At 37.4% G+C, this 25,905-nt stretch carries 21 protein-coding genes; 14 read left to right on the top strand and 7 right to left on the bottom strand.

Translation table 11 applies throughout. The annotated features are described in order from the left end of the window. Window positions 1–71 precede the first annotated feature (71 nt). The 9 genes from K319_RS0103380 (at window position 72) to K319_RS0103335 (ending at window position 10,714) form a co-directional block, all read left to right on the top strand. Window positions 72–1,046 (top strand): glycoside hydrolase family 43 protein, encoded by a 975-nt coding sequence (locus K319_RS0103380; RefSeq protein ID WP_027382345.1) that lies wholly within the window; start codon window positions 72–74, stop codon window positions 1,044–1,046. Window positions 1,047–1,222: 176 nt separating this feature from the next. Further along, window positions 1,223–3,253 carry an alpha-glucuronidase gene (locus K319_RS0103375; RefSeq protein WP_027382344.1) on the top strand — a complete coding sequence of 677 codons (2,031 nt, stop codon included), beginning with the start codon at window positions 1,223–1,225 and terminating at the stop codon, window positions 3,251–3,253. A 297-nt stretch (window positions 3,254–3,550) separates the two neighbouring features. Next, window positions 3,551–4,204 (top strand): fructose-6-phosphate aldolase, encoded by a 654-nt coding sequence (fsa, locus tag K319_RS0103370; RefSeq protein WP_027382343.1) that lies wholly within the window; start codon window positions 3,551–3,553, stop codon window positions 4,202–4,204. 4 nt (window positions 4,205–4,208) lie between these two features. Then, a complete protein-coding gene (locus tag K319_RS0103365; RefSeq protein WP_027382342.1) occupies window positions 4,209–5,054 on the top strand; it encodes a transketolase in 846 nt (281 codons plus the stop codon). Between the two features lie 299 nt (window positions 5,055–5,353). Further along, the gene (locus K319_RS0103355) at window positions 5,354–6,307 is read left to right on the top strand and encodes a transketolase family protein (protein ID WP_027382340.1); all 954 of its coding nucleotides are present in this window, start codon (window positions 5,354–5,356) and stop codon (window positions 6,305–6,307) included. Window positions 6,308–6,465: 158 nt separating this feature from the next. Then, window positions 6,466–7,653: a galactokinase gene (gene galK, locus K319_RS0103350; protein ID WP_027382339.1), complete on the top strand. Its 1,188-nt coding sequence runs from the start codon at window positions 6,466–6,468 to the stop codon at window positions 7,651–7,653. After that, complete coding sequence (locus K319_RS0103345; protein WP_027382338.1) at window positions 7,637–8,686, top strand: UDP-glucose--hexose-1-phosphate uridylyltransferase; 1,050 nt, start codon at window positions 7,637–7,639, stop codon at window positions 8,684–8,686. Before galK ends, K319_RS0103345 begins: the two co-directional genes overlap by 17 nt. A gap of 74 nt (window positions 8,687–8,760) precedes the next feature. Beyond that, window positions 8,761–9,558 carry a Cof-type HAD-IIB family hydrolase gene (locus tag K319_RS0103340; protein ID WP_027382337.1) on the top strand — a complete coding sequence of 266 codons (798 nt, stop codon included), beginning with the start codon at window positions 8,761–8,763 and terminating at the stop codon, window positions 9,556–9,558. Window positions 9,559–10,117: 559 nt separating this feature from the next. Beyond that, complete coding sequence (locus K319_RS0103335; protein WP_034671311.1) at window positions 10,118–10,714, top strand: Crp/Fnr family transcriptional regulator; 597 nt, start codon at window positions 10,118–10,120, stop codon at window positions 10,712–10,714. Window positions 10,715–10,718: 4 nt separating this feature from the next. Here K319_RS0103335 and K319_RS0103330 read toward each other — a convergent pair whose 3' ends face one another. Further along, window positions 10,719–11,315 (bottom strand): Crp/Fnr family transcriptional regulator, encoded by a 597-nt coding sequence (locus tag K319_RS0103330; RefSeq protein ID WP_027382335.1) that lies wholly within the window; start codon window positions 11,313–11,315, stop codon window positions 10,719–10,721. 174 nt (window positions 11,316–11,489) lie between these two features. On the opposite strand from K319_RS0103330, the gene K319_RS0103325 reads away from it, so the two are divergent. Together K319_RS0103325 and K319_RS0103320 are read left to right on the top strand one after the other, a co-directional pair. Then, window positions 11,490–11,852 (top strand): response regulator, encoded by a 363-nt coding sequence (locus K319_RS0103325; RefSeq protein WP_027382334.1) that lies wholly within the window; start codon window positions 11,490–11,492, stop codon window positions 11,850–11,852. A gap of 99 nt (window positions 11,853–11,951) precedes the next feature. Next, complete coding sequence (locus K319_RS0103320; protein ID WP_027382333.1) at window positions 11,952–12,212, top strand: SemiSWEET transporter; 261 nt, start codon at window positions 11,952–11,954, stop codon at window positions 12,210–12,212. On the opposite strand, the gene pdeM is transcribed toward K319_RS0103320, so the two are convergent. The 6 genes from pdeM to K319_RS0103285 form a co-directional block, all read right to left on the bottom strand. Beyond that, window positions 12,209–12,853 (bottom strand): ligase-associated DNA damage response endonuclease PdeM, encoded by a 645-nt coding sequence (gene pdeM / locus K319_RS0103315; protein ID WP_027382332.1) that lies wholly within the window; start codon window positions 12,851–12,853, stop codon window positions 12,209–12,211. The genes K319_RS0103320 and pdeM overlap by 4 nt on opposite strands. 125 nt (window positions 12,854–12,978) lie before the next feature. Then, window positions 12,979–15,378, bottom strand: coding sequence for a ligase-associated DNA damage response DEXH box helicase (locus tag K319_RS0103310; protein ID WP_051230449.1), 2,400 nt, complete (start codon window positions 15,376–15,378; stop codon window positions 12,979–12,981). A 200-nt stretch (window positions 15,379–15,578) separates the two neighbouring features. Next, window positions 15,579–17,159, bottom strand: coding sequence for an ATP-dependent DNA ligase (locus tag K319_RS0103305; protein ID WP_027382330.1), 1,581 nt, complete (start codon window positions 17,157–17,159; stop codon window positions 15,579–15,581). Between the two features lie 207 nt (window positions 17,160–17,366). Continuing rightward, complete coding sequence (locus K319_RS0103300; RefSeq protein WP_027382329.1) at window positions 17,367–18,383, bottom strand: ligase-associated DNA damage response exonuclease; 1,017 nt, start codon at window positions 18,381–18,383, stop codon at window positions 17,367–17,369. A 148-nt stretch (window positions 18,384–18,531) separates the two neighbouring features. Continuing rightward, window positions 18,532–19,038, bottom strand: coding sequence for a pyridoxamine 5'-phosphate oxidase family protein (locus K319_RS0103290; protein WP_034671306.1), 507 nt, complete (start codon window positions 19,036–19,038; stop codon window positions 18,532–18,534). A gap of 34 nt (window positions 19,039–19,072) precedes the next feature. Beyond that, window positions 19,073–19,936 (bottom strand): SDR family oxidoreductase, encoded by an 864-nt coding sequence (locus K319_RS0103285; RefSeq protein ID WP_027382327.1) that lies wholly within the window; start codon window positions 19,934–19,936, stop codon window positions 19,073–19,075. Between the two features lie 496 nt (window positions 19,937–20,432). Between K319_RS0103285 and K319_RS0103280 the strand changes: the two genes are divergently transcribed. The 3 genes from K319_RS0103280 (at window position 20,433) to K319_RS0103270 (ending at window position 25,899) form a co-directional block, all read left to right on the top strand. Further along, a complete protein-coding gene (locus K319_RS0103280) occupies window positions 20,433–20,663 on the top strand; it encodes a hypothetical protein (protein ID WP_027382326.1) in 231 nt (76 codons plus the stop codon). A 153-nt stretch (window positions 20,664–20,816) separates the two neighbouring features. Then, complete coding sequence (locus tag K319_RS0103275; RefSeq protein ID WP_027382325.1) at window positions 20,817–22,286, top strand: hybrid sensor histidine kinase/response regulator; 1,470 nt, start codon at window positions 20,817–20,819, stop codon at window positions 22,284–22,286. 4 nt (window positions 22,287–22,290) lie between these two features. Continuing rightward, complete coding sequence (locus K319_RS0103270; RefSeq protein WP_027382324.1) at window positions 22,291–25,899, top strand: response regulator; 3,609 nt, start codon at window positions 22,291–22,293, stop codon at window positions 25,897–25,899. The last annotated feature ends 6 nt before the right edge of the window (window positions 25,900–25,905 follow it).

Here is a 25,905-nt window from a genome sequence, read left to right as displayed (position 1 = left end):
CTGAAAAAATCTGCGAGAAATAAAATTAAACAAATCTATCATCTATCAGTCTATTATCTAAAATCTAAACAATGAACAAAACAAAATATCTTTTCCCAAGCGATTATATGGCAGATCCTTCCGTACACGTTTTTGAAGGAAAACTTTACATTTATCCATCACACGACCGTGAAAGTGGAATCGAAGAAAATGACAACGGCGACCATTTCGATATGAACGATTACCACGTTTTTTCTCTTGATGATGTGGAAAATGGTGAAGTTATAGACCACGGTGTTGTTCTTTCGGTAAAGGATATTCCCTGGTCGGGAAGACAGTTATGGGATTGCGATGTGGCTTTTAAAAATGGCAAATATTATATGTATTTCCCTTTGAAGGACAAAAACGACATCTTCAGAATCGGTGTTGCGGTGAGCGATAAACCTTACGGACCGTTCGTTCCTGAAAAACATCCGATGATGGGAAGTTACAGCATAGACCCTTGTCTTTTTGAGGATAACGGAAAGCATTATATGTATTTCGGCGGAATCTGGGGCGGACAATTACAACGCTACAGAAATAACAAAGCATTGGAATCTGCCATTCTTCCTGCCGATAATGAGCCTGCCATTTCATCAAAAGTAGTAATGTTAAGTGATGATATGCTGGAATTTGGAGAAGAGCCGAAAGATGTTTTAATAATTGACGAAAACGGAAATCCTTTGCTTCACGGCGATAAGCATCGTTTTTTTGAAGCATCCTGGATGCATAAATACGACGGAAAATATTACTTTTCATATTCCACGGGAGACACCCATTTGATTTGTTACGCAATAAGTGATAATCCTTATGGACCGTTCACTTTCCAGGGTGAAATATTAACGCCTGTTGTGGGTTGGACCACGCATCACAGCATTGTGGAATTTAAAGAAAAATGGTATCTGTTCTTCCACGATTCTGTTCCGAGTGGTGGAAGAACGTGGCTGAGAAGTATGAAGGTTGTCGAAATTGAATATGATAACGACGGTAAAATCAAAACTATTGAAGGATTGGAAGACAATGAGTAAACCCTTAATATGTTATTGATTCTTAAAATGTTTTCATTAAAGAGAACCCGAAGGGTTCAACAAAAGTAGCCGTAGGTGAAACCTATGGAATATTAAAGATAAAGACCGAACCCGAAGGGTTCAATATCAATAGGTGTAGGTAAAACCTATGGAATTTAAAGCAAAAATTTAAAATAATGCAACATTTCCGACATTACATATTACTGTTTTTAATCATTCCGTTAATGGCTTTTGCCGAAGACGGAAGTCAGTTATGGCTAAGATATCCGGTAAATCCAAAGCCAAGAAATATTGTCAATTCAAACAGTAAAAGTCCGACTATTGAAATCGCCAAAAAGGAACTGAACCAACATTGGACAGGACAAGCCGTTGATTTAAAGATTGACAGATTTCCGGAAAATTTTAAAGACGGATACAAAATCGTTTCTACTCCGAAAAAAATCAGCGTTTTGGCAAAAACAGACTTAGGATTGCTGTACGGGAGCTATCAGTTGTTGAATTTACAGCAGCAAAAAGCCAATTTTTCTAATCTGAAACTTGAAGAAAAACCTTCCTATGACGTAAGAATTCTCAACCATTGGGACAATCTCGACGGAACCATTGAACGTGGTTATGCCGGTCATTCGCTTTGGAAGTGGGAAGACTTACCTAATAAACTTTCTCCGAGATACGAAGAATATGCAAGAGCCAACGCATCCATCGGAATCAATGCAACAGTATTGAATAATGTGAATGCTTCACCAAATATGCTTCGTGAAGATTATCTTAAAAAAGTCAAAATTTTAGCCGATATTTTCAGACCTTACGGAATCAAAGTTTACCTGTCTGTCAATTTTTCTTCACCAAAAGTTTTGGGTGGATTACAGAATTCAGACCCGTTGAATCGGGATGTTCAGAAATGGTGGAAAGACAAGGCTGCAGAAATTTATAAACTGATTCCTGATTTCGGAGGATTTTTAGTAAAAGCCAATTCGGAAGGACAGCCCGGACCGCAGGATTACGGAAGAACCCACGCAGACGGAGCGAATATGATGGCAGATGTTTTGAAACCTTATGGCGGAATCGTGATGTGGAGAGCATTTGTTTACAGTCCAAGCAAAGAAGACCGTGCGAAACAGGCGCATTTGGAATTTGTTCCTTTAGATGGAAAATTCAGGGATAATGTTATTATTCAGATTAAAAACGGACCCATAGATTTTCAGCCGAGAGAAGCATTCAATCCGCTATTCGGGGCATTGAGAAAAACTTCTGAAATGGTCGAATTTCAAATTACCCAGGAATACTTGGGACAGGCCAATCATCTGGTTTATCTTGCCCCGTTATTCAAAGAAACTTTGGACAGCGATACTTTTTCGGACGGAAAGGGTTCTACGATAGCAAAGATTACAGACGGAACTTTAAGACCAGCAAAACTGACAGCGATTTCAGCAGTTGCTAACATCGGAGAAGATAAAAACTGGACGGGACATCACTTTGCACAGGCCAATTGGTACGCTTTCGGACGTTTAGCCTGGAATCACGATTTGTCATCAGAACAGATTGCAGATGAATGGATTAAAATGACTTTTACGGATGATAAAAACTTCGTAAATCCGGTCAAAGAAATAATGCTTACTTCACGCGAAACTGCCGTAGATTATATGATGCCGCTTGGTCTTCACCACATTTTTGCCGGCGGACACCATTACGGTCCTGAACCTTGGGGCGATTATAAAGGAGGAAGACCTGACTGGTCGCCGGTTTATTATCATCAGGCTAATGCAGAAGGAATCGGATTCGATAGAACAAAAACGGGAAGCAATGCCGTTTCGCAATATTTTCCGCCGCTTAACGAAATCTATAATAACATTAAAACAACTCCAGAAAATTTGATTCTATGGTTCCATCACGTTCCTTGGGATTACAGGATGATAGACGGAAAAACCCTTTGGGATGAGTTGTGCTATAAATATGATTCGGGAGTTCGGGATGTCAGAGCTTATCAAAAAGCCTGGGAATCGGTAAAACCTTACGTGGATGCGGAGAGATTTTCAGAGGTTCAGGATAAATTAAAGATTCAGGCTGAAGATGCCGTTTGGTGGAAGGATGCGTGTCTTTTATATTTTCAAACATTCTCAAAAACGCCAATTCCGTCTGATATTGAAAAACCTGTTCACCAGCTTGAAAATTTAAAAAAAATCAAGCTCAATATGGGACATCACAATTAAACAATCTATTTAAACTTAAACAAATAACTTTCTGAATCTTTTTAAGACAGGGAGTTGTTTTTTTAATCAATTAAGTGTAATTTTAACACTTAAATAAAATCGTTTAACTTTAATGAATTATAATCATATTTCTTAACAGCTCGTTTGTCATTCCGTAGGAATTTCAACAGAGCCAAAATAAAGCAGTTTAGATTCCTGCGGAATGACAAACAGAGTACTGAAAATAATGAAATATTCAAATCTAATAACTAAAACTAATAACGAGTAAAATAATTAATAACAAATAAAAATCTATATATGAAATTTTTTATCGACACTGCCAACTTGGAGCAGATAAGAGAAGCTCAGGATTTGGGAATCCTTGATGGCGTTACAACCAATCCGTCCCTGATGGCAAAAGAAGGAATCAGCGGAAAAGAAGCTATTTTGAAGCATTACAAAGACATTTGTGAAATTGTAGACGGGGATATTTCGGCAGAAGTCCTTTCCACAACTTATGAAGAAATGATAAAAGAAGGCGAGGAATTGGCAGCAATTCATCCGAATATCGTGGTAAAAGTTCCCATCATCAAAGACGGAATCAAAGCCATCAAATATTTTTCGCAAAAAGGAATCCGTACCAACTGTACCCTGATTTTCTCAGCCGGACAGGCTCTTTTAGCAGCAAAAGCAGGAGCAACTTACGTTTCTCCATTCTTAGGAAGGCTGGATGATGTTTCCACGGATGGTCTTCATTTAATCCAGGAAATCAGAACCATTTTTGATAATTATGGTTTTGAAACCGAGATTCTTGCGGCATCTGTCCGTCACGCAATGCACATCATCAACTGTGCGAAAATCGGCGCCGATGTCGTGACCTGTCCACTGCCACCGATTTTGTCTTTGCTTAATCATCCTTTAACAGCAAGCGGTCTGGAGCAGTTCATCAAAGACTCACAAAAAATGCAATAAAAATATGCACGATATTTCAAAACTAAAAAGTATTGCTTCTCAGGTCAGAAGAGATATTGTAAGAATGGTTCACGCCTGTCAGTCGGGACATCCGGGAGGTTCATTAGGATGCACAGATTTTCTTGTAGCTCTTTATTTTGATGCGATGAAAAGAAAAGAAAGCTTCGATATGATAGGAAAAGGCGAAGATGTTTTTTACCTTTCCAACGGCCATATTTCACCAGTTTTTTATAGTGTTTTGGCGCACGCAGGCTATTTCGACAAATCTGAGCTGGCCACTTTCAGAAAACTGAATTCCAGATTACAAGGGCATCCGACAACGCACGAGCATCTTCCCGGAGTTCGCATAGCTTCGGGTTCATTGGGACAAGGTTTGTCCGTTGCCATCGGTCACGCTGTCGGAAAAAAGTTAGATAAAGACCCGAATCTCGTTTTCAGCCTTCACGGTGATGGCGAATTGCAGGAAGGGCAGAACTGGGAAGCCATTATGTATGCTTCTCATAACAAAGTTGACAATCTCATCGCAACGGTCGATTACAACGGTCAGCAGATTGATGGCCCGACTTCAAAAGTCCTTTCATTAGGTAATCTGAAAACCAAATTCGAAGCTTTTGACTGGAAAGTTCTTGAAGTAGAAAACGGAAACGATATGGAAGAAATTCTGAGCGTTCTGGATGAAGCCAAATCATTAGCAGGGAAAGGTCAGCCGATTTGTATCTTGTTGAAAACCGGAATGGGACACGGCGTCGATTATATGATGGGAACTCACGCGTGGCACGGAAAAGCACCGAATGACGAGCAACTGGCAAAAGCATTAGACCAATTAGAAGAAACTTTGGGAGATTATTAAAATAATTTGGGCAGCTTAATCCGTCTTCCGTTCCCGCTTTTTTGTGTCATTGCGAACGAAGTGAAGCAATCCATAGAACGTTACAACGCGCAATGTCACAAAAAGAGCTCCACTCAAGCCGGGCTGCGAGAAATCGAGGAACGAGATTCATCGATTCAAAAAAAAAATAATAAAGTGGAGATAGATTCGCTGTTTAAATTAATGTTTTTAAAAAACCCGAAGGGTTCAATATCAGTAGCCGTAGGTAAAACCTATGGAAAACGTAATGAATGGTAAATCCATCAATTAAAATTAATCAAATGAAAAAATATACCTACACAGAAAAAAAAGATACCCGAAGCGGATTCGGAGCCGGAATGGCAGAATTGGCCGATAAAAATCCCGATGTTGTCGGACTTTGCGCTGACCTGATTGGCTCATTAAAATTTGAAAAATTCATCGAAAAAGCACCGGAAAGATTCTTCCAGGTCGGAATCGCAGAAGCCAATATGATTGGAATGGCCGCAGGTTTGGCAACGGAAGGCAAAATTCCGTTCACAGGAACATTTGCCAACTTTTCTACAGGAAGAGTGTACGACCAGATTCGCCAGTCGGTTGCTTACTCCGGAAAAAATGTGAAAATTTGTGCTTCCCACGCTGGCTTAACTTTAGGTGAAGACGGCGCAACGCATCAAATTCTCGAAGATATCGGATTGATGAAAATGCTTCCCGGAATGACGGTCATCAATACCTGCGATTACAACCAGACCAAGGCGGCAACCATTGCGATTGCAGATTACGAAGGCCCGGTTTATTTAAGATTCGGAAGACCGGTAATTCCAGTTTTTACCGATGAAAATCAGAAATTTGAAATCGGGAAAGCCTGGATGGTGAATGAAGGAAAAGATGTAACAATTATAGCAACGGGTCATTTGGTTTGGGAAGCGATCAAAGCCGGAGAAATTCTGGAAGAGCAGGGCATAGATGCGGAAATTATCAACATTCACACTATCAAACCTTTAGATTCAGAAGCTATTCTTAATTCCGTTAAAAAGACAGGTTGTGTAGTTACTGCGGAAGAACACAACAGATTAGGCGGATTGGGTGACAGCGTTGCACAGCTTCTGATTACAGAATATCTTGCACCTCAGGAATATGTTGCGGTAAACGACAGTTTCGGAGAAAGCGGAACGCCTGACCAACTGATGGAAAAATACGGATTGACTGCCAATGACATCGTTGAAGCCGTAAAAAAAGTGATGAAAAGAAAGTAATTATTTTTTTAAATATCGATTATTAGTACAAATACGTAAACGCTGTTTAAACATATTAAAATATTAATAGAAATGGGCTTTAGCCCGTTTTTAATATGAATAATTAAATTGGCTTTAGCCAAAATATATTATAAAAAAGCCATAAATTGCAGTCATCTATGCAGGAGAAATTAATCAAACATACCAGAGAGGCTTTTCAATCAGCCTTTCAATCTGAGCCGGAACATTTTTTTCTGGCTCCCGGAAGAATTAATATTATTGGCGAACACGTTGATTACAGCGATGGCTTTGTACTTCCTGCGGCCATCGACAAACATATTTGTTTTGCTGTGAAAAAGATGGATGACTCAGAAACATGTACTTTTTTTGCGAAAGATTTTAATGAATCTTTCAGTTTTAATATCCATCAAAAACAAACTCCGGTTTCGCAGACTTGGGTCAATTATCTGCTTGGCGTTTTCAATGCTATCCAAGAAACTGGTAAAGAAATTGGCGGTCTGCAGATTGCCTTCAGCAGCACGATTCCGATGGGTTCTGGTTTGTCGTCTTCGGCAGCTTTGGAATGCGGATTTGCCTTTATTCTCAACCAGATTTTTGATCTGAGTTTATCTAAAAAAGATTTGGCACTTATCGGTCAGAGATCTGAACACACCTTTGTTGGTGTAAAGTGCGGAATTATGGACCAGTTTGCGTCTGTTTTCGGAAAAGAACATCAGGTGATACTGCTCGATTGCAATTCTCTCGAACATCAGTATTTTGAAGCCAATATCGAAGGTTACAGTCTGGTGCTTTTTGACAGTTGTGTGAAGCATACGCATCTGACTTCCGGCTACAATGACAGGAGAAATGATGTCGATAACGGAAAGAAAGCATTGTGGGAAAAATTCCCGGAAGTAGAGAAATTCAGGGATTTCAGCTTTTCAATGTTGGATGAAGTGAGAACAAAAATAGGAGAGTTGTCCTATAAAAGATGTCTTTATCTTCTGAAGGAAATCAAAAGGGTAGAAAAAGCTGCCAAAGCTTTGTCAGAAAGCGATGTGAAATGTTTGGGAGAACTTCTTGTCGAAACACATTCCGGACTTTCAACAGAATTTGAGGTAAGCTGTGAAGAACTGGATTTTATGGTAGAAGAAACTTTAAAGGAAAATGGCGTTCTGGGTGCGAGAATAATGGGTGGCGGCTTTGGCGGATGTAGCATCAATCTTATTAAAGATGAAAATGTTGATGATGTGATCAAAAATATCAGTGCAAAATACAAAGCAGATTTTGACATCGAAATGAAGGTGTACCATGTAAAAATATCGGATGGAATCAATGAATACAAAAGAAATGAATTCGTCATTTAATCAAAAAAATCATCCTCACAGAAGATATAATCCGCTTTTGGATGAGTGGATTCTGGTTTCCCCGCAACGGGCCAACCGACCTTGGCAGGGACAAACCGAAAAAGTTGCCGAAGAAAAACTTCCCGCTCACGACCCGAATTGCTACTTGTGTTCAGGAAATGTACGTATAAATGGTAATAAAAATCCTGATTATCAAGGTGTTTTTGTTTTCGAAAATGATTTTGGTTCTTTGATGAGAGATGATGTTGAATTTTCTGAAGAACGGTCGGATTTTTTTTCATTAAAACCGGAACGCGGGATTAACAGAGTTATCTGTTTTTCTGAAAATCATAGTCTTACCTTGCCGGAAATGGAAGTTGCTGATATTAAAAAAGTGGTAGATGTCTGGCAAGAACAATATAAAGATCTGGGTTTTGAAGATTATATCAACCATGTTCAGATTTTTGAGAATAAAGGTCAGGTTATGGGTTGCAGCAATCCGCATCCGCACGGGCAAATCTGGGCCCAATCTTCGGTACCTTCTAATGTTTTAAGGACACAGGAAAATCTTAAAAAATATTTTGAGAAAAACGGGGCTTCACTTCTTGAAGATTATGTGAAAAAAGAGTTGGAAATTAATGAAAGGATAATTTTAGACAATGATGATTTCGTTGCATTAGTTCCTTTCTGGGCAGTCTGGCCTTACGAGACAATGATTATCAGTAAGCGTAAAATAGCAAGTCTCACAGAATTTTCTGAAGCTGAAAAATTGTCTCTGGCATCCATCATAAAGGATTTAACCACGAAATACGACAATCTTTTTGAAATTTCATTTCCGTATTCAGCCGGAATTCATCAGTCGCCAACCGACGGGAAATCTCACCCCGAGTGGCACTTCCATATGCATTTTTATCCGCCATTGCTGAGAAGTGCGGAAGTGAAAAAATTCATGGTCGGTTATGAAATGCTGGCTGAACCACAACGCGATATTACGCCTGAACAAAGTGCTGAAATCCTTAAAAACCTTTCCACAAATCATTATAAAGACAAGTAAAAAGATAGTTTTATCTTTGTAAAGCTTTTATTAATCATAGAGGAATTAAGCTATTTTTCTATAAAATTAAATTTATGAATGACATTAAACTGATTGTCACCGATATGGATGGCACTTTTCTTAATTCTCAATATGAAGTCAGTCCGGATTTTCCTGCCATTTACCAAGAATTGAAAAAGAGAAATATCCTTTTCGTTCCTGCAAGCGGAAGACAAATGCCCGGAATTACCCAATATTTTACAGAAATAGAAGACGAGATCGGGTTTATTGCTGAAAACGGTGGTTATGTGATTTATAAAAATGAAGAGCTTTTTGCAGACAAATTAGAAAATTCATTTATAAAAGAAATCATCGAAACTGTTCGTGAAATTCCTGGCGCAAGAGCCGTATTATCAGCAAAGAAAAAAGCCTACTATGAAAGTGAAGATGAAAAATTTGTCAATTATTTTACCAGATATTATACAGAAAATCAGAAAATAGATGACTTGACAAACGAACTGGAGGATAACACATTTAAAATTGCAGTTTATCATCCCGAAGGTGCTGAAGAAAATCTTTATCCTTATCTTAAACAGTTTGAGAATAAAAACCTTGAGGTCGTGGTCTCAGGAAAATACTGGATTGATATTATGAACCGAAACATCAGCAAAGGAAAAGCGTTGGAAATCCTCCAGAAAAAGTTGAATATCTTGCCCTCGGAAACGATGGCATTTGGAGATTATATGAATGATATTACTATGCTCGAAAAATCAAAATATTCTTATGCTATGGAGAATGCCCATTCTCATGTGAAAGAGATTGCATCATTTTCTGCTCTTTCTAATGATGAATTCGGTGTGCTGGAAACGATAAGTGACTATTTAAAACTATAATTTTCATAATGATCCGCACTCCATTATCTTCGGAATTCAGTTCTTCTCCACATTGATCAAAATGGTATCCTGAAAACACTGTATTATAAAAATATGTGGATGCTGCATTATGTCTTTAATTGACTGGCGGGATGCACGAATGCATATAACATCTATGCTAAAGAATATATGGTTATTTTAAATTCTAAAACCCAATCTCTAAGGTTGTAAGCCGCAAACAACTCTAAAAAACATCCCTAAAATATAGTTAAATCTTCTATAAAAGCGTTCGGGAAGTTCACCACTGATGTCACAAATAAATCTTTAATGCAAGCCAATACCAGATGGCGTAAGTTGCCCTGTATTTTTATATTTAAATTTTCATGAACTTAATTATGACCCAGGTCATAAAGTTCTATAGAAGTTCTCTTTAATTTTGATGATTAAAGATAAACTATGATAAACTTATATTCAATTTCTGTTCTGTATTTGTTCAAACTATTGGTTCAGTCCATTCAATTAATTTGAGTAAAAATATCATTTAAGTATTTGAAAGCATAAGAGAACAGGTCAGATTGATATGGTTATTGAGGAAAGTGTCATCAAATTATTTGGGGGGAAATTAAAAGAATATAATGCGTCAGAAATTATTTTTTCTGAAAAGAGCAATGCTAATTATTATTATCAGATTGTAGAAGGAGAAGTTAAACTGAATAATTATAATGAGGATGGTAAGGAAACAATCCAAACAATCCTGAAAAAAGGTCAAAGCGTAGGAGAGTCTTTGCTTTTTCTTGATAAAGCTTATCCCATAAATGCAATAGCAATCACGGCTTGTAAAGTTCTTCGTCTTCCTAAATCCAAGTTTTTTCAAATACTTAATAAATTCCCTGAAAATCAATTTAAGATCATTAATAGTTTATCTGCCTCAATGTACTTCAAGTACGTGATGGGAGAAATTTTCTGTACACAAAATCCAGCAATGAAACTTCGCGTTCTAATGGATTACCTTAAAAGTTCGGAAAAAGATTTAAGTGCATTTTCTTTTCAGGTCCCACTTACGAGGCAGCAGATGGCAAGTCTTACAGGATTACGCGTGGAAACAACCATCAGAGCTCTTAAGATGATGGAAAAAGAGAATGTTGTAAAAATCAAAAATCGAAAAATTTTCTACTAAGTCCCTAGTAATATATTTTTCCTTTGACAATTTTTAGAGCCCCTTGTTTCTCAAAATTTTTAATATGTCTGATAACAGTTTCCACTCTCAGACCTGTCATCGCAGCTAATTGCTGCCTGGTCAAAGGCATTTGAAATGAATATCGAGTTCTATCCGGACTGAAGCTTTTGTGATACTCCAGAACACCTTTGATTCTGACATTGGCATATAGAGAAGAATTGTTTTCTAACATTATATATTTCTGATAAAGCCGCTCTGCAAGAAACTTATTGATGTCTCTCGAAATATTTGGATGATCATCCAACATTTGTGTAAACCGGGCTTTTGATAATCTCAGAACTTTTGCATCTTCGAAAACAACCGCATTCACGGGGAAAGTATGATCAATAAACAACAACATTTCGCATACACTCAAACCACTGTTAAGAATAGCGAATATAAGTTCTTTGCCATCTTCATTGTAATGGTTTAGCTTTATGCTTCCTGAAATGATTTGATAATAATTTTTAGGGGTTTCAAACTCACTGAAAATAACATCTCCTCTTTTATAATTTTCAATTGTTGCTCCATAAGTTATAAGAAGCTCTTCTGGAATTAGCATAGTTTAAAATTTCGATAGTTTATTTGATTATTACTAAGTAATTTCTATGCCGAAAACGAGATCATATAATTTTTGATGGATATCAATTATGACCCAAATCATAAAAGTCTGTGATAGATATATGTAATTTTGCTATTATGGGGAATGTTTCAAGAACTTGCCAAAACAGATTAAATGCGTAAAAAGAAAATTTTGATCTTTGATGATGATACTTCTATATTGGAAGTTGTTTCTATTATCTTTGAAGATAATGGTTATGAAGTTGAAATTGCAGAAACCGCAGACGACATTATTTCAAGAGTAAACGTTTTCTTACCGGACCTTATTATCATGGATGTATATATCCCTGTAATTGGAGGGGTAGAAGCTACAAGATTATTGAAGAATCATATTGTCCATAACAAGATTCCTGTCATCTTCATTACTGCAAAAAACGATGCAGCTTTTATATCTTCACAATCATCAGTTGTTGATTATTTATCCAAACCTTTTGATCTAGGCGAATTAGAGAGAAAGGTTGAAAAATGGATATCCTGATATCACAAAATTAGAGGTAGATCTTATTCTGATCATGGCACATAGCAAAAAAACGATCTTACCCTAAAATTTCTGTATATTTATTTTAAATCTAATTAAATGGATGAAAACTTACTTGGATTAATTGCGGGAGGAATTACATCTATTGCAATGATGCCACAACTTATTAAAGTTTTGAAAGAAAAAAATGCAGAAGACATTTCAATAGTAATGTTACTGGTTTTGATTTCCGGGCTCTCTCTCTGGGTTTGGTATGGGATCTTGAAAGATGAACTACCAATTATTTTATCAAATGGCTTTTCAATTTTGGTGAATCTGACTTTGTTGACCTGTTGTTTTATCTTCAAAAAGAAACGTTAAATCTCATAAATTTCTGTATCCGTAAAAACATAGAATCTTCCACCCTTCGGAAGGCTTTTTGTATCCAGACCTGTAAATTCACTAAAAGCCGGTAGCAGTAACTGATTTTCCGAAACCACAAAACAAGGCAGCTTGATTTTTTTCACAATAGAATTAATAACAAACCCCGGGTGAATATGACCTGTGATTTGAAATTTTGATTGCTCTTTTTCAAAATCGTGAACAAAAGTGAAATCTTCAATTTCCAGAGATTTTGATTTAGAATTCAAACAAAGCTTTGATTCTAGTTTTTTAGAAATCCTGTCATGATTGCCTTCAATTAAATAAAATTGTAAATGTGGATATTGATTTCTCCAAGTACAGAATTCATCCACATCAGAATTGTCTCCGGCGTGAAGCAAATCACCGACAACGATGAATTTTCCCGGCTGAAAATATTCAATCAGAATAGATAAACGCTCCAAATCATTTTTCATGACCTGATTTGCCAAAGCAATTCCGTTCTTTCGAAAATGAGCCGTTTTTCCGATATGTAGATCAGATAAAATCAAAGCTTTTTCTTTTTTCCAAAACAATGCTCGCTGATTGGTTAAGGTAAAAACTTCGTTTTGGATGTTGATATTTTTAGTTACTATTTTCATTACTTTTTATTAAAAATGGCTTAGACAATCCTTCGACAAGCTCAGGATGACAAAAGCCTGACAATGCTAATAAACAGAATTTAGTATTAGAGATGTCACACTGAGCCTGTCGAAATGTTTCAACTTCACTTAATTTTCTTCGCCTGCAAAATCAATTTCTGAACTCTTGCATCCAGACTCTCACTCGTCAAAGTCTGTCGCAGACTATCTACTTTTATCGGGAAGCTCAAAGGTGTAAAAGCATTTGCAAACTTCAGGATAATTTTCGATTTTGCGATTCGCTTGAAAGCTTCCACCAATCTTTGTTCTTGAAGTTGCATATTGAAGACTTCCGTATAAGCCTGTCTTACAAGAAAATGATTCGGGTCATAATCTTCCAGGACTTTGAAAATTAGCCCGGCTGAGCTTTGAAGCGATTTGTTGGAACGTTGTAGCCCTGGGAAATTCTGTACAACCATTCCGGAAATCACTGCAATATCACGGAATTTTCGTCTCGCCATTTCCGCCGCATTAATGCTGGAAATCACATCAGTCATCAGGTTTTCTCTCGTTAAGATTTTATCTAAATTTTCTTCATTCAAAGGAATTTCCTTGTCACTGAACAATTCAAAACCATAATCATTCATTGCCATCGAAAAGGAGATAGGAGAAAGTTTTGAAATTCGGTAAGCGATCAGCGCGGCCATTACTTCGTGAACCAATCGACCTTCGAAAGGATACATAAACAGATGGTAACCTTCCCTGTTTTTGATGAGTTCCACCAAAAATTCATCTTCCTTGGGAATATGCGATCTTTCTTCTTGATTCACCAAAAGCGGGTGCAGAAATTTCAGTTCCTTTTCAGAAGCTTTCGGATTCAATGCTCCGGAAAGTTTTTCCCTGAGAAAATGTCCCAAGTTTGAACTCAAAGGCAATCTCCCTCCCAAATAACTAGGAGCCAAAGCTTTGCCTTTTGACAGCCGGACATAGACCGTCATATCTTTTACCATTGACACTTCCAAAACGCGGCCCGCCAAGATGAATTTCTCTTCTTTCTTTAATTTTGAAATAAAATATTCCTCAACCATTCCGATATATCCGCCGGAAATAAATTTCACTTTCAGCATCGCATCGCTCACGATCGCACCCATGTTCATCCGGTGGAGCATCGCAATTCTGCGTGAAGTGACTTTATGCAAACCGTCTTCCATCACGACGACTTTATGATATTCTTCGTAATTTTTCAACGCACTTCCGCCAATTGTGAGAAAATCGATAATGGCCTTCCATTCTTCATCCCTGATTTCCTGGAACGTATAGATCTGCTTTATCCTTTTGTAAGTTTCATCAGGATAGAATCCGTCGCCAATTGCCAGCGTCATCAGAAACTGAACCAAAACATCGAAACATAAAACCTGCGGCTCGCGAGGTTCAATAACATTTTGTTTGACAGCTTCTTTCAAGGCAGAAACCTCGATCAATTCCAAAGAATGCGTCGGAACGCAATAAATTTTTGAAGTTTCAAAAGGGGAGTGACCGCTTCGTCCAGCTCTTTGCAAAAATCTCGCAACACCTTTCGCAGAACCGATTTGAATAACGGTATCAACCGGTTTAAAATCAATTCCCAAATCTAGAGATGAAGTGGAAACAACTGCTTTTAATTTACCATTACTCAGATTTTCTTCAATCCAAATTCTCAGATGCGTATCAATCGAACTGTGATGGATTGCAATTTGCCCGGCAAAATCGGGATAAGCTTCAAGCAGGAGCTGATACCACATTTCGCTTTGACTTCTTGTATTCGTAAAAACAATCGTTGATTTTGAATTGAGAATAATCGGAACAACTTTATCCGCTAATTTATGACCGAGATGCCCTGCCCAAGGCAAAATTTCCACTTCATCCGGAAAGACGGGAAGAATCTCAATTTTCTTATGTTCCTTAGCAGTAACTTTTGTCTTTTTGATGTTGTAAGGAATCAAAACTTGCATGGCTTCATCCAGATTTCCAATTGTTGCCGAGATTCCCCAAATCTTCATTTTCGGAACGTATTTTCTAAGCTGAGAAATCCCCAACTCCACCAAGACGCCACGTTTCGAACCTAATAATTCGTGCCATTCATCTACAACAATTGTCTGTAAATTCGTAAAAAAACGCTGATGATTTTTTTGTCCGAGAAGCAATTGTAAACTTTCGGGAGTTGCCACAAGGATTTCGGGCATATTTTTGACTTGTTGCTGACGGACTTTCGGGTCTGTGTCACCGTTTCTTACGCCTACTGTCCAATCCAGACCAATCTCGTCAATCGCCTCCTGCATTGCTTTTGCGATATCTTTTGACAGGGAACGCAGCGGCGTAATCCAAATCATTTTCAGTCCGTTTTTGTATTGGTCGGGATGATTCAGAAAATCAGAAATCAAGGCTAAAAAAACGGAATAAGTTTTACCAAAACCTGTTGGCGCAACAACCATTCCGCTATAACCGTTCCCGAATTTCTGCCAAGTCTGAATCTGAAATTTAAAAGGCGAAATACCTTTATCGCTCATCCAGTTTTGAATGATTTTGTAGCCGTTGGTATTTTCGAATGTTGTCAAATTATTTATATTTTTGAACCACAAAAGATCTAAATCTGTTTAAAGTTATTCAAAAGCACAAAAAGCCCTACGCATGATCTTTTGTAAACTTTAATTTTTACCAATGACAACTCTAAAAACTTTTGTGGCTTTTGTGGTTAAATTTTAAGGGGTTATTGTATCAATTTCTTAATCTCTACCAAATCATCAATCTCATCCACCGTTTTATCTTTCCGCCATCTCAGGATTCTCGGGAAACGTAATGCAACACCACTTTTGTGACGATTACTGAAACCGATCCCTTCAAAAGCAATTTCAAAAACCAATTCTGGTTTTACGGTTCTAACCGGACCAAATTTTTCAATCGCATTTTTGTTGACAAACTTACTGACTTCCATGATTTCTTTGTCGGTCAAGCCGGAATACGCTTTGGCAATCGTGACTAATTTATCTTCACTTTTTACTGCAAAAGTATAATCTGTGTAATAAGCGCTTCGTCGTCCACTTCCTTTTTGGGCATAAATCAAAACAGCGTCAATGGTAAGTGGATTGATTTTCCATTTCCACCAGTCGCCTTTTTTTCGTCCGGGATGGTAATGTGAATTTTTCTGTTTCAGCATCAAACCTTCACTATTGATCTCCCGGGAATTTTCTCTGATCTGATTTAGTTCTTCCCAGTTTTCAAAATCAATGACCTGAGAAATTTTGATATTTCCGGGATTTTCATTTAATAATAATTCTTCCAGCATTGCACGCCTTGCAGAGACTGGCTTTTCGCGCAAATCAGTTCCTTCCAACTCTAATAGATCATATGCAAAAACCTGAATCGGAATTTCGGAAAGCATTTTTTTTGTAAAGGTTTTTCGGTTTAACCGTTTCTGTAATTCGTTAAAATTCAAAACCTTATCATCTTTTACGGCAAGTATTTCGCCATCAATTACAAAATTTCCATTCATGTTCTGAACAACTTCTTTGATTTCGGGAAATTGTTCGGTAACCAATTCTTCTCCACGAGACCAGATGAAAACTTCATCATTTCTTCGGATAATTTGTCCACGAATTCCGTCCCATTTGTACTCGATCATCCATTCATAAGGAGTCCCCAATTCATCCAGATCTTTTTCAAGCGCATAAGCCAAACAAAAAGGGTAGGGCTTTGAATTGTCGGGATTAATATTTTCTGCAGAAATCAATTCTTTGAACGATACTTCGTCTGGTTGCCATTTTCCCATTAAACTGTGCATCAATGTACTTGCTTCCTGTCCGGAAAACTTTGTCAGAGCATTGATCAAAGTTTTATCAGAAACCCCGATTCTGAAACTACCTCCCAATAATTTGTTGAAAATCAGCCGTTCTGTGTAATCCAGACCGTTCCAGGAATTGAGAACAAATTCTTTTTTTTCTAGATCCGATTTATTTTTCAAACCTACAATTTCATTCATCCATTCAGACAGGTGTTTCTCGATTTTTTCCGTTGGTGGCGGAAGGATCAATGACAAAGTTTCGCCCAAATCCCCAACCGAAGAATAACTTTCCTGGAACAGCCAAAATGGCAATCGGGTAATTTCCAATGCCCATTCTTTCATATAATTGGTGTTCACATTTCTCTTCGGTCTTTTACCTGTAAACAAAGCAATAAACCACAGTTTATCATCATCTGGCGCACGTTCCAGATAATCGATTATCGCATCGATCTTAGCATTGGTTTTATTGGTGCTTTCAAGAGCGTTGATGAGTTCTGCGAAATGTTTCATACATTTTAATTGGCGTTTCCGAAACGTATTTTTATAACTTTTTGGACATCTGTGTCTAATATCAAATTTTATTTTTTATGGCGGCTATTACCTTTTTTATTCGTGCCTTCTCATAAAAAGAGTTCCGTTCAAGCCGGGCTGCGTGCAATTCGGTGTTTAATAATCTGTTATAAACATGTCGCTCCTACGGAGCTTTCCAAAAAACATTCAATTTTCAATAATCTCTTTTTCTTTTTCCTCTTCATCATCATTGCCATACAAAGTTTCCACAACATCAGATCTAATTCCGATTTCATTTAGATATTTTGAAAAAACTTCGGTTTGCCCATGCGTGACGTGAACAATTTCGGCTTCCGTAGCTTTCACGGCTTCCAACAACCCTTTCCAATCGGCGTGATCGCTCATCGCAAAACCTGCATCTGCACTTCGCCATCTTCTTGCGCCTCGGACTTGCATCCAACCGGAGCAAATCGCAGTTGCCGGATTCGGGATTTTCTTGATCACATTAGAATCTAACAAAGCGGGTGGAACAATGACAATTTCATTTTGAAGATGTTTTACAGACTCTCTGAGATCAGGAATTTCGTAGTCTGGTAAGTCAATCCCGACCGTTTCAAAAGCGTCATTAAGTTTTCCTATGGAGTAATGAACGTGGATTTTCCCCAAACCTTCCACGGCTTTCATAATTCGCTGAGCTTTACCTAAAGAATAACCGACGAACACTGATGTTTTCTGATTTTCTTTATTTCTCAAAACCCAGCTTTGCATCTTTTTGTTCAAATCATCCACTTCCAGCCAATTGTAAATCGGAAGCCCGAAAGTACTTTCTGTAACAAATTCGTTGCATCTTACCAATTCAAAGGGTGTACTCAAACCATCGTCCTGAATTTTATAATCTCCTGAAATTACACTCACATAGCCCTTATATTCCAGCCGAATCTGAGCTGAACCGATAATGTGTCCCGCTGGGTGAAGTGAAAGTTTCACGCCATTGATATTGAGAATTTCGCCATATTCGACACTTTGACATTCGATATCCTCACTGATTCTTTTGTACAAGATCGGTTTTGTGAAGTGATGGCAAAGGTATTTCTTCATTCCCCAACGGGCGTGGTCGGCGTGACCATGGGTAATGACCGCTAAATCAACAGGTCGCCACGGGTCAATATAGAATTTTCCTTGAGGACAATAAATGCCTTTGTTTGTGAATGTAATGAGTTTCAAAAGAATAAATAATTGGTTATTTCTGAATATTCAAAAAACTGACCAAATTATTTCTTTTCAAGACTCTTGAATATTTTACAAATTAAATTTAACCTCAAAAAAAATCTCCAGCAAAATTTTACTGGAGATTTATAGGATCAATTTTAATTTAAATCGTGGCGGTTCCTTCAACACCATCAGAATTATCGGTTTCGGTACCAGAAATTGCAGCTGCGGCAAAGCTTAAAAGGCTAACCAATTTTCCGGCTTTCGTATCCCAATAATAAGTTTCCTTCGGTTTCACTCGGATGATGGAAACATTTGGGTCGTGTTTTCCGTCAAACCAGGCATTTGCCATTGGCGACCATTTGTCTTCAATCGTGGATCTGTCCTTATAGATGGAAGCTTCGCCATAAACAGAAAGATACTCGGAATCACTGTTATTCATAAAGAAAAGCTGAACGCGTCTGTCTTCCTTGATTTCAAAATTCTTGTTGCTTGTTGCACTGCTGATGAACCATAGATTACCGCTATCATCGGTTTCCTGCAAGCTCATTGGCCGGGAATTTACGGGCAATCTGTCGAGTTCTGTGCAGAACATACAGATTTTAGCTTTTTCCGACAGTTCTTTGATTTTTTTGATGGCTTCCAGATGTGTGAGATTTTGTGTAGACATAATATTTTATTTTTGATGTTTGTTTACTATTGATCTATCCATTTACAATTTCCCCGCCATTCGGATGAAGAACCTGTCCGCTGATGAAGCGGGAATCTTCGCTGGCGAGAAAAAGGAAACTTGGTGCAATTTCATTGGGCATTCCGGCACGTTTCATGGGCGAATCACTTCCGAACTCCGAATTTTTTTTCGGTTTGAACGAGGAAGCGATCAATGGCGTCCAAACCGGGCCTGGTGCAACCGCATTCACTCTGATTCCTTTATCGACAAGATTTGCAGACAGACTTCTCGTAAAGGAAATAATGGCACCTTTGGTTGCAGAATAATCGATAAGTTGCGGGCTTCCCCTGTAGGCTGTGACGGAAGATGTATTGATGATGCTTGCGCCTTTTTTTAGATATGGCATTGCATACTTTGTGATCCAGAAATAAGAAAAAAAATTATTCTGAAATGTTTTTAACAATTGTTCTGTGGAGATTTTTTCAATCGACTCCGCTTCCCAATGCAGAGCAGCATTGTTCACAATAATATCGATTTTCCCATGGGCTTTTATCGTATCCTGAACAACCTTTTTACAGTGGTTTTCTTTTCCGAGGTCACCTTTTATCAAAGTGCATTTTCTTGAAAAGGCTTCCACTTCTTTTTTAGTTTGTCTGGCATCTTTTGTTTCACTTAGGTAGGCTATGATAATATCTGCACCTTCTTTCGCAAACAGCAACGCTATTGCCTTTCCAATTCCGCTGTCGCCACCTGTGATCAATGCTACTTTATTTTTTAATTTTCCTTCTTTCGGATATTTTATCGGTTCAGTCTCGGGAATTGGGCTCATATTCTTTTCCGATCCCGGTCGTTTCTGTTTTTGTTGGGGTCTAATTTTCTTTTTAGCTTCTTTTTCCATTTTTTTTATTTTTCGAAATAGTTACAAATAATGTGCTAACTGAAAAATGAGTTGTAAATCCAACAGATCCAGATTTTTTTCAATTATCTTTTTAAATTTCTATTCGAACAGGAAATTATTCGAAAACATCTTCTTTTGGTAGTATATATGGGCGTTAACCGGTGTTGGTATTGTTAATTGTTTTATGACCGGAGTCATAAATATTATAATCAAAATTTTAATATGATAGATTCTGAGTGCCGGATCTTTGGCAGAAAAGTTGTTTTGGCGAAAGACATTGTAATTTCTTTATTGATAACCAAAAAGATCATGGAATACTAAAGATACAAGGATACTATAAGGATCTCTATACTTTGGAAAGTCATAAAAATAAAAAGATTATATAGCTAATGTTCTAAAAGAGCAATTACAATCATATTTAAATATTTTTATTGATTATTTATTTCGAATGGTAAAGAAATTGTATAGTGTCTTTTCAAATTTCAAAACTATAATTATGGATACAGAAATCTCTTATTTTGATTTTAAAAATTTGTCATCTCAGGATCAATGTCAATTGGTGACTACACAAGGTCAGATTATTAACGAAAGTTCAAAGAGTGATTTACGTTTCGTTATTTATAAACTTGGATCTTTTTTAGTAGAGATCACCTACATTCAGCAGAATAATAAATTGGCGAGTTTTAATGTTTACCAAAATACTTATGCTCCTTCACAAAGTGCATGAGGACAATCTGTTATTAGCTTAATGAGAAACAAATCATGGGCTTCTATTTAGCACAATATTTATAAATATTTAAAAATTGTGTTCTACTAAAAAAAATCTCATTATTTTTGAAATTAATGAAACGAGAAATTACCCACCTACAATATTTGTCTTATGATTTTAATAGTTGATGATAATAAAAACAATATTTATTCTTTAAAAAAGCTATTAGAATCTCAAGGTTTTAAAATTGATACAGCAGAATCAGGCGAAGAAGCATTAGGGAAAGCGCTAAAAAATAATTATTTCTTGATCATTCTTGATGTTCAGATGCCCGGAATGGATGGTTTTGAAGTGGCGGAAAGCTTTGCAGGATATAGTAAGACCAAAGACATTCCTATCATTTTTCTTTCTGCGGTCAATACGGAAAAACAATTCATAGCAAAAGGTTATGCATCTGGAGGGATTGATTATGTTACAAAACCGATCGACCCGGAGATCTTGATGCTAAAAGTTAAAACCTTTTATAATCTTCAGGAAAATAGTCTGGCGCTTAAAAAAAATCATCAGAATCTGGAATTGGAAGTGAAAGGCAGAAGAGAATCCCAGGTAGTGATGAAATCGGAGATCGATCATTTTCATCTGATGCTGGAAGCTTTGCCGCAGATTGCCTTTACTTTGGACAAAGACGGTCAAGTGACATTCGTGAATGCAAAATGGTATGATTATTCTAATTCCAAATCTTTGTTCCCGGAAACTCATGTTGATGACAAAGATATTTTGAAAGAGTTTGAAAGGTCCAAAAAGAAACATAAACCACTTGAACTAGAGATTAGGATCAAACATTTGCGATCCAACAGCTTTAGATACCATCTGCTTAGAATGACACCTGTCTTTGAAAATGAAACCATTAAAAACTGGGTGGGGACTTTTACAGATATCGATGATCAAAAGAAAGTAGAGAAGGAAAAAGATGAGTTTTTGAGTATTGCAAGCCACGAACTGAAAACACCTTTGACAAGTATAAAAGCCTATGTTCAGCTGATGGACCGTAAGCTTAAATTCGATCCGGAAAGTCCGGAAAAAACTTATGTGGACAAAGTTCTTACCCAGATCGAGAAACTTAACAGTTTGATTACCGATCTTCTTGATGTTTCCAAAATCGAAAATGGTAAACTGAAAATCAATAAGAAACCTACCAATCTTGAATCTGTCATTCAAAATTCAATTGACACGATCTTACAAACACATGATAGCAATAAGATAAATATTGAACGCCACGGGCCAAAGCCTGATATTTTGATTCCTCTCGATGAAATGAGAATAGAACAGGTGTTGCTCAATTTTTTAAGTAACGCCATCAAATATTCTCCTGACAATCATCAGATCTTTGTTTCTACCTTCATTGATGAAGAAAATGTCCGAGTGAGTGTAACAGATTTCGGAATTGGGATCCCGGAATATAAACAGCCTTCCGTATTTCAAAAATTCTATCGTGTGGAAGAATCTTCAGTACAATTTCAAGGCCTTGGGATTGGCCTATTCATATGTTCTGAGATCATTGAGCAGCACGATGGAACTATCGGTGTTTCCAGTGAGGTCAACGAAGGCTCCACATTCTATTTTACATTACCATTAAATTAATCGTATGCCAAAAAAAATTATACGTAATCTGCAGTTCGGTGTTGGTCTATCTCTTTTGATATTGCTTGCCAGTTCATTAGCTTCATATCTGAGTATCCAGAACCAGATGGAAAATCGGGAAAGATCCTCTCAGAGCCGCCGCTCTATAACTGCAGTTAAGGATGTTCTGATAGCTCTTTTGGATGCCGAGACAGGAAACAGGGGTTACCAGCTGACCGGGAGAGAATCTTTCCTGGAACCTTACAACCGAAGTGTTTCTGAGTACACACAAGCAATAAATAGAGCAAAAGAAATAGAAATAACAGATAAGCTGCAATTGAAAAGAGTAGAGGATCTGCAGCAGAATGCCAATAATAGCATGGAAAATCTGAGACAGTTTGTGATCAATAGACGCAATGGATTATTGATGACACAGGAACAGATAACTTCCAGCAAGGTCTATATGGACAAATGCAGACAGATTGTTGCCGACTTTGTCAAATATGAAGAAAGTCAATTGGTGATCAAAAATAAGGCACTTAACAACTCTTCCAATACCACGGTTTTATTCATTATTTTTTCTGCGCTTGCTGCGGTGATCGTTACGATTTTCTTTTATACTAAACTAAGGAGCGATCTCATCAGAAGAGATAAACTTGAAAAAGAACTTACAGCTAAAGATCTGGAGATCTCTAAGAGAGTAAGCATCATTAAGCAAGTTGCAAGTAGAGTTGCAAGCGGGGATTATGATGTAAAGCTTTCTGATGGTGGAGAAGATGAACTGGGGGATATCGTAGAATCTCTCAATCATATGACCCTGTCTTTGAAGACTTCTTTTGAACAGATCAATGAAAGCGAATGGAGACAAAAAGGATTGGTATTATTGAATGAATCCCTTGTTGGCAACAAAACCGTAAAAGAGGTTACGGATAATGCGCTGGACCATTTTATTTCTTACGCAGATTGTGTCAACGGAGCTATATATCTTTATGAAGATGAGAGACTGAAATTATATAATGCCTCTGGTCTTGAAGAACATATGAAAAAAAGCTTTTTACCAGGCGAAGGGATGGTTGGACAAGCCTTTGTGAATGAAAATACAGCTGTATTCAATGATCTTGATGATAAAGATTTTGTAGCAAGCTTTGCAAGCAGTAAGATCAAAATCAATGGAATAATTCTAATTCCTATTATACTCGGGAGACAAACTTTCGGGGTGTTGGAGCTGGGTGCTACACATAATTTTGATGAAGCTAAAATCAATTATTTCAATGAAGGTGCCAGAAATATTGCAATTGCCCTAAGCGCAGCCAAAGGAAGGGAGAAAGAGCAGCGCTTGTTGGAAGAAACGCAGGCACAGTCAGAAGAATTGCAGGTCCAGCATGCAGAATTGGAAAATCTCAATACAGAATTGGAAGCGCAGACTCAAAAACTTCAGGCTTCGGAAGAAGAGCTGAGAGTTCAGCAGGAAGAACTTTTACAAACCAATACCGAACTAGAGGAGCGCTCAAAAGCATTAGAGGAAAAAAATCATCTAATTGCTGAACGAAATATTGAGATCCAGAAGAAAGCAGAAGAATTGGCACTTAGTACTCAATACAAATCAGAGTTCTTGGCAAATATGTCGCACGAATTAAGAACACCGCTTAATTCCATATTGTTACTATCTCGTTTAATGGCAGAAAACCCGGAAGAGAATCTCACCGAAGACCAGATAGAATCAGCAAAAGTAATTCAAAGCTCAGGGACAAGTCTCCTGACATTGATAGATGAGATACTGGATCTTGCGAAGATAGAATCCGGAAAAATGAATCTGGTGAACGAAAAAGTCTTACTGGAGGATGTTACCAGGGACCTCAAGAACCTCTTTATGCCGATTGTCAACGAAAGAGGCGTGCAATTCAATGTAAATCTTGATGATTCTATAAATAAAACTATAAATACCGATCGCTTAAGATTAGACCAGGTATTAAGGAATTTACTTTCAAATGCTTTCAAATTTACCAAAGAAGGTTCAGTAGACCTTAATATCTATGAATGTCCTAAAAATTCCGACTATATTGTTTTCTCCGTAAAAGATACTGGAATGGGAATTCCTGAGGAGAAACAGAAACTGATATTCGAAGCTTTTCAGCAGGCTGATGGTTCTACGCAAAGAAAATTTGGAGGAACGGGGTTGGGACTTTCCATCAGTCGTGAACTTGCGAAACTTCTAGGTGGGAAAATTACACTTGAAAGCCAATTAGGCGAAGGAAGTAACTTTAGCCTGATTATCCCGAAAGAACCGTTAGATTCTTCAGAGATCATTTCTGCCGAACAAAGTTTGATAGAAGTTATTTCCCAGGATGTAGAAGATATTAAAGCAATAATTGAAACAGATGATGAAAATATAGCTTCAATAGCTCATCTGGAAATTCCTGAAGAGATTGAGGATGATCGAAATAATATCTCCAAAGGAGATAAGGTCATTTTGATAATTGAAGATGATACACATTTTGCAAAAGCACTTTTGAAATATGCGCATGTTAACGATTACAAAGCCGTTGTAGTTGTAAGAGGAGATTATGCACTTTCTGCCGCATTGGAATATAAGCCTGCGGCCATCCTGCTTGATATTCAGCTACCGGTTAAAGATGGATGGCAGGTTATGAACGAATTAAAAACAAATAGCCAGACAAAACCTATCCCGGTCCACATGATGTCCTCTCTACAAGCCAAAAGAGAAAGTCTGATGAGAGGTGCTATTGATTTTATTAATAAACCGGTAGCAATGGAAGAAATGAACAATGTATTCAAAAAAATTGAAGATGCATTGAAACGATCGCCGCAAAAAGTATTGATTGTAGAGGAAAACGCCCAACACGCAAAAGCTTTATCTTATTTTCTTAGTAATTACAGCATATCCTTGTCTGTAGAAAACAATGTGGAGGACAGTGTAAAAGCTTTTCAAAAAGATAATGTGGATTGTGTGATCGTTGATGTGGGTTCAGCAAGAGGAAACAGCTATCAGATCGTTGAAAGGATAAAAAGCCATGAAGGCCTGGAAAATTTGCCGGTTATTATTTTTACCGAACGTAATTTGACCCAATCCGAAGAACTCAAGATCAAGCAATATGCTGATTCTATTGTTGTAAAAACAGCCCATTCTTACCAACGGATCTTGGATGAGATAAGCTTGTTCCTTCATTTGGTGGAAGAAAATAACCAATCTGCTGAATCCGGAAGAGTTAAAAATTTAGGTACTTTAACAGAAACGTTAAGTGGGAAAAAAATATTGATCACTGATGATGATGTGAGAAATATCTTTTCTCTATCAAAAGCGCTCGAAAAATATAAAGTCGAGGTCGTTCTGGCAATGGATGGTAAACAGGCCCTTGATAAAATAGAGGAAAATCCTGACATAGATGTTATTTTGATGGATATGATGATGCCGGAAATGGATGGCTATGATACCATCAGGGAAATCAGAAAGATGCAGGATTTCAAAGATCTGCCAATTATTGCAGTTACGGCAAAATCTATGATCGGAGATCGTGACAAATGCATCCAGGCAGGAGCTTCGGATTACATTACGAAACCTGTTGATATTGATCAGTTGTTGTCACTTCTGCGTGTTTGGTTGTATGAAAGTTAATAGTCA

Origin of the sequence: Epilithonimonas caeni DSM 17710 (assembly GCF_000426465.1) — a bacterium.
Classification (GTDB): Bacteria; Bacteroidota; Bacteroidia; order Flavobacteriales; family Weeksellaceae; genus Epilithonimonas; species Epilithonimonas caeni.
This window is presented reverse-complemented; position numbering and strand designations above follow the sequence as displayed.